This window comes from Helicobacter sp. UBA3407 (assembly GCF_949747025.1).
Taxonomy (GTDB): Bacteria; Campylobacterota; Campylobacteria; order Campylobacterales; family Helicobacteraceae; genus Helicobacter_D; species Helicobacter_D ganmani.
In genome coordinates, this window is sequence record NZ_CATKCB010000038.1 from 1 (window position 1) to 5,535 (window position 5,535).

A 5,535-nucleotide genomic window follows, 5' to 3' on the forward strand; every position below is an offset into this window, starting at 1 on the left:
AAAAGATTGGTTTCGTTATTGAAGCAATCATAAAGTTTTCGCACGCAACGTTTGCCCATAAACATTTTTTTGTAAATTTCTTGATGACGATAGAGACATTTTAAAAGAATTTTTTTGAGTGCTTTTATCTCTTGTTCTATTGTTGTTGTGTGAGAAATAGGCAAAGATTCCTTAGCAAGAGTAGTAAAGCACTGCACAGAATCCTGCGCAAAGGGCTTGTGATTATCCAAAATATCATAAACAAGCATTGTAATCAAACGTGAGGTGAAACGATGACGAAAGATAGAATCATGACGCACAATCCCCTCCTCTCTCTCCACAAACTCTAAGGCGCGCGCGACTAATGCGTTTTCTTTTAAATCCTCAAAGCCAATCAAGCCATATTTAATGCCATCGTCAATATCCGCGCTAATATACGCAATCTCGTCGGATAAATCTACAAGAATCGCTTCTAAACTTGGGTGAAATTCCACGCGAAAGAAATTTTGCAAATTGGAATTGATAAACGATTTTTCATAAGGATAAGAATGCTTTAAGACTCCCTCCAAAGTCGCAAAGGAAAGATTCAAACCCTCAAAATCTTTATACCGCTTCTCTAGTTTTGTTACCACCCGAAACGATTGGAAATTATGGTCAAACCCGTGATGAAAGCCATAATGACGCATTATTTTGTCTAGTTCATCTCCTCCTGCGTGTCCAAAAGGCGTGTGCCCCAAATCGTGAGCTAGCGCAATGGCTTCCGCAAGATTCTCATCTAATCCCAAATTTTTCGCTAAAGTGCGTGCAATCTGGCTCACTTCAAGCGAATGTGTCAAACGCGTGCGAAAATAATCTCCACTATGATTAATAAACACTTGTGTTTTGTATTCTAAGCGTCTAAAATACGAGCTGTGTATGATTCTGTCTCTATCTCTGCCAAACGCATCACGGAAATCTGGCGTAGCAGGATAGAATCGCTCTTGAGGTTGCATTAGATTTTGTGTCATTTTATCCGCCTTTTTTGGTATTATTTTAGCGATTTTGCGTTAAGATTCGCAAGATTTTGAGAAATTTTAAGGAAAATCTATGATTCTTTTTGAGAATGATTCTTTTATGATTTTGTGCAAAGCCTTTGGAGAATATCAGACAAATTGCTACCTTACGATAGATAAGCAAACTGATGAAGCATTGATTATTGACCCGGGAATCGGCGCAAGCACTTGGGTAATAGAAACCTTAGAGAGCAAAAAACCGCTTGCAATTTTGAATACACACGGGCATTTTGACCATGTTTGGAGTAACGCCGAGCTCCTTTCATATTTTGGTAAGATTCCGCTACTTTGTCCGCTAGAAGATGCTTTTATGCTAACAGAAGACTGCTTTAGCACCGGGCTACCCCAATCTACTCCTAGTTTGCTTGTGGGTGGCAAAGAGGGTGAAACCATAGAGAGAAAAACTGCAAATACAGAGAATCTAGGCAGAGAAAATCACTACACATTGGGTAATTTTATCGTAGAATTTTCTTGCTATCCCGGTCATACTCCGGGTTGCAGCGTGATTGTGCTTAGTTCTAAATTAACCAATACAGATTCTACATCTGCGCAAAACGCATCATCACAAAGTGAGATTCCACCTTTGTCCCAACAAAAAGTAATGTTTAGCGGAGATTTTATCTTTCATCGCTCCATTGGACGCAGCGATTTTCCTTATTCCTCTCATAGCGCAATGAAAGCGAGTTTAGAAAAATTTATGGAGAGAAAAGAAAATCTACTGATTCTACCCGGACACGGCAATACAACGAGTGTTGCGCAAGAGCAGGCAAATATTCCTTATTGGCTTGCGCGCCTTTAAGCTTGGAATTGGAATCTCAAGCAATTTATCAAAATAGCTCAATGATTCCTCTCCTTGTTTTGAGTTTGCCCTGCTTTTCTAGCTCCTTTAACACTCTTGAGACTGCCTCACGCGCACTTCCTAACGCATTGGCAATCTCTTCGTGTGTGATATAAAGCGTTTTAAAGTCCTTTGAATCCTCACGGCGCAAAACAGAACGCAAAAAATTCAAAACCCTATCCTCCAAAGATTCAAAAGCAAGAGAGCTCAAAGATGACACAACGCGACTTAAACGTTCTCCAATAAGTTCTGTCTGAAATTGTTTAGCAATGGGATACTTAAGACTTAATTCGTCAAAAATCTTGCTAGGTAAAATTAACACATTGGAAGTTTGAATGAACTCCAAACAAACATCAAAATGAATATTTTTTAAAATGCAAGTAGCAGAAAGAATACAAAATTCACTATTTTTTAGAACAAAAAGATTGATTTCCTTGCCATTTGGAGAAACGATAAATGTCCGCAAAGCACCATCTAATATCAAAACAAGTCCGCGACATTGCTCGCCTTTTAAAATTCTATAATTTTTAGGGAAACTTTTAGTGTAAGCACTCTGCAAATAAATGTTTTGGTCTGCTAGAGAAACTTCCCAAGATTCCATTAATTCTTTAAAGATTGCATTCAACTTCTACGCCCTATTTTCAAAATTTTAAATTATAGCTCATCTCACTTTAAGAAAATATAGCTTGGCGAAAGCGGGAAAACTTTTTAAAGTTTAGCAGGGAAAGAACACAAAAACAAAAACAGAGATTAACCTCTGTCTTTTAATCCTAATTTTTCAATCACATTTGCATAGCTTTTGAAATTTTTGCGACGCAAATAAGTAAGTAAGCCTTTTCTTTGAGAAACAAGCTTTCTAAGTCCTAAACGACTAGAATGATCTTTTGGATTTACCTTTAAATGTTGTGTAAGTGTTTTAATCCTATCACTAAGCAAAGCAATTTGCACCTCTGTAGAACCTGTATCTTTGGGATTTCTAGCAAAAGTAGAAGTAATTTCTCTCTTTTTCGCCGAATCTTGAGCCATTTTGACCTCCTGATTGGTATAATTAAATAAAATTTGCGATTTTATCATAAAAATGTAAAAATGCGCTAAAATTTTAACAATTTTCTTGATTTTATCGGCTAAAAACGACTAAAATTACAGATTGATTTATTTATTTTGGAGTAGATTTGGCAACAGCAGATAAAAAAGTGTCTTTATTAAGCAGGATTATGCCCTTTTTATCTTTTCTTTCAGGCTCAAAAGATTTAACGGTTGTCTTTTTTATTATTGCGATTTTAGCAATCATCATTGTGCCACTTCCAAGTTCTTTATTGGATTTTTTCCTAGCCATTTCTATTGCACTTTCGGCACTCATTATCCTCATAGCATTGTATGTCAAAAAACCCACAGATTTTTCCGCTTTTCCTACGCTTTTGCTAATTATTACTCTTTTTCGCCTTGCTCTTAATATCGCAACAACAAGAATGATTTTAAGCAATGGGCATTTAGGTCCTGAAGCAGTGAGCGATATTATCAATGCCTTTGGACAATTTGTTGTGGGCGGAAATTATGTTATTGGAATCATTTTATTTATTATTTTAGTCATTATCAACTTTATGGTTGTAACTAATGGTTCTACAAGGGTTTCTGAAGTTAAAGCGCGTTTTACACTAGACGCAATGCCGGGCAAGCAGATGGCGATTGACGCGGATTTAAACTCTGGAATCATTGGACAAGAGGAGGCAAAAGCAAGACGCGACGCCCTAGCAACAGAGGCAGATTTCTATGGTTCTATGGATGGTGCAAACAAATTCGTCAAAGGTGATGCAATTGCTGGAATTATTATCACGCTCATTAATATCATTGGTGGATTCCTCATCGGCGTTTTTCAAAAAGATATGACGATAGCAGATTCTGCTTCCACTTTCACAATCCTAACGATTGGTGATGGTTTGGTTTCGCAACTCCCTGCACTCATTGTCGCCACCGCCACAGGTATCATTGTAACGCGTTTTAGCAAAGAGGGTGAAAACTTTGCTTCAGGGATTATTGACCAACTCATCAACGAATCTAAAACACTTTTAATTGTGGGCTGCATTTTATTGCTTTTTGCTCTCGTGCCGGGCTTACCTACCCTCTCATTAGGTTTTGTAGGCTTGCTGTTTTTAAGCCTTGCTTTACTTTTAAGCAAGCAGAAAGAGGGAGAAGTGTGGAAATATGTAGAATCACTCTTTAAAAAAATAAAAAAAGCTGATAAAACCAAAGAGGGGGAATTGCAAGATTCTGACAATCTCCCTCAACGCAAACAAGCAAGACAGCAAGCCGCCGCCACTCAAGCAGCAAAACAGCCTCCCAAAGAAAATGAGGAAGAGCGCAAAAAACGCGATGAAGCAGAGATTGATAACGCGCTCAAAGTCAAAATCTTGCGTGTGGGGCTTGGGTATCAGCTCATCAAGTTTGCAGACCCTGCGCAAGGAGGCGAGCTCGTGAATAAAATCCGCCAAATCCGTAAAACAATGGCAACAGAATATGGAATCCTCGTGCCAATGGTGCATTTAAGAGATGATTTGAATTTACCTCCTGATGAATACCAAATCTTGCTTAAAGAAATTGAAATTGGTCATGGTAAAGTAATGACAGATAAATATCTTGCGGTTGCTGCAAGCGGATTTGCCGGGGAATTACCTGATGGAATCCCAACCAAAGAGCCAGTGTTTGGCTTGGACGCTTATTGGATAGATGAAAGCAAAAAAGAAGACGCAATTATTGAGGGTTACACAACCATTGATGGTGCAACCGTGATTAGCACACACATTCAAGAACTCATTAAACAACACGCAGAGGAATTACTCACACGTCAAGAAGTGTATAATCTGCTTGAAAAACTAGGCAAAGATTATCCGATTTTAGCAGAGGAAATCAAAGGTGTAGGCGTTGGCACGATTCAACATATCCTAAAAGAGCTGTTGCACGAACAAATTCCAATTAAAGATATGTTAAGCATTGCTGAAGCCATTGCAGATGGCTATCCAGCCTACAAAGGTGATTTGCCAACACTCACAGAATATGTCCGCGCATGCCTAAAACGACTCATTACGCATAATTTTCAAAATGACGACGGAATCTTGCGCTATTTTATCCTTTCTCCGGCATTAGAACAATTCTTGCTAGAACGTTTGCCAGACCAACAAAAAATGGGACAAAGGTTACGCCTAAGCCCGACAGAATCGCAAAACTTACTTGACGCATTTAATATTTCTCTCCAAAAAGGCGCGTCTATGGGTGCTGTGCCAACAATCATCGGCGGCACTTCTATGGTGCTAAGAAAGCCTTTAGCGATTTTCCTTGAGCAATATGGTTTTGGACGCAATATGATTGTTTTAAGCACCGCAGAGATTGATTATCAAAGCAAATATGAAATCTTGGGCACGGTTGAGTTCGCTCTGTAAGGAAAAATATGCAAATCTACCATTTATCTCATATTGACTTAGACGGCTATGGTTGCCAAATGGTAAGTCGCGAAATCTATACACGTGCGTTTGCGTCCGATTCCTTGTTAATGTTTTTTTATAATGCCAACTATGGCAAAGAAGTTAGTGCGCGCCTAGAGGAAATTTATCGGCAAATCAAATACACAAAAGCAAAGAATCCCAAAGAAAAAGAAGCACACATTTTGATTAG

Annotated in this window: 5 protein-coding genes and 1 pseudogene; 3 read left to right on the forward strand and 3 right to left on the reverse strand. The window is 38.5% G+C overall.

Features of this window, described 5'->3' with window-relative positions; all coding sequences use genetic code 11:
- Nucleotides 1-986: dGTP triphosphohydrolase (gene dgt / locus Q1553_RS00400; protein WP_300842661.1), on the reverse strand; the 986-nt coding region annotated here is incomplete at its 3' end.
- Nucleotides 987-1,065: 79 nt separating this feature from the next.
- Here dgt and Q1553_RS00405 point away from each other — a divergent pair.
- On the forward strand, nt 1,066-1,830 hold the full coding sequence (locus tag Q1553_RS00405; RefSeq protein ID WP_115551350.1) for an MBL fold metallo-hydrolase: 765 nt from the start codon (nt 1,066-1,068) through the stop codon (nt 1,828-1,830).
- Between the two features lie 28 nt (nt 1,831-1,858).
- On the opposite strand, the gene Q1553_RS00410 is transcribed toward Q1553_RS00405, so the two are convergent.
- Both Q1553_RS00410 and rpsO read right to left on the reverse strand, forming a co-directional pair.
- Nucleotides 1,859-2,494, reverse strand: a complete 636-nt coding sequence (locus tag Q1553_RS00410; RefSeq protein WP_245944211.1) for a Crp/Fnr family transcriptional regulator — start codon at nt 2,492-2,494, stop codon at nt 1,859-1,861.
- 125 nt (nt 2,495-2,619) lie between these two features.
- Entirely contained in the window at nt 2,620-2,895 is a 276-nt protein-coding gene (gene rpsO / locus Q1553_RS00415) for a 30S ribosomal protein S15 (RefSeq protein ID WP_115551351.1), read from the reverse strand.
- 188 nt (nt 2,896-3,083) lie between these two features.
- Here rpsO and flhA point away from each other — a divergent pair, with 188 nt between their 5' ends.
- The gene (flhA, locus tag Q1553_RS00420) at nt 3,084-5,303 is read left to right on the forward strand and encodes a flagellar biosynthesis protein FlhA (RefSeq protein ID WP_297571036.1); all 2,220 of its coding nucleotides are present in this window, start codon (nt 3,084-3,086) and stop codon (nt 5,301-5,303) included.
- Nucleotides 5,304-5,311: 8 nt separating this feature from the next.
- A pseudogene (locus tag Q1553_RS00425) lies at nt 5,312-5,535 on the forward strand (3',5'-cyclic-nucleotide phosphodiesterase); the annotation flags it as partial.

What these genes read in the sequence shown, in the direction of transcription:
- Q1553_RS00405 (WP_115551350.1), top strand. Translation starts at nt 1,066, where the DNA reads ATGATTCTTTTTGAGAATGATTCTTTTATGATTTTGTGCAAAGCCTTT.
- flhA (WP_297571036.1), top strand. Translation starts at nt 3,084, where the DNA reads ATGCCCTTTTTATCTTTTCTTTCAGGCTCAAAAGATTTAACGGTTGTC.
- rpsO (WP_115551351.1), bottom strand. Translation starts at nt 2,895, where the DNA reads ATGGCTCAAGATTCGGCGAAAAAGAGAGAAATTACTTCTACTTTTGCT.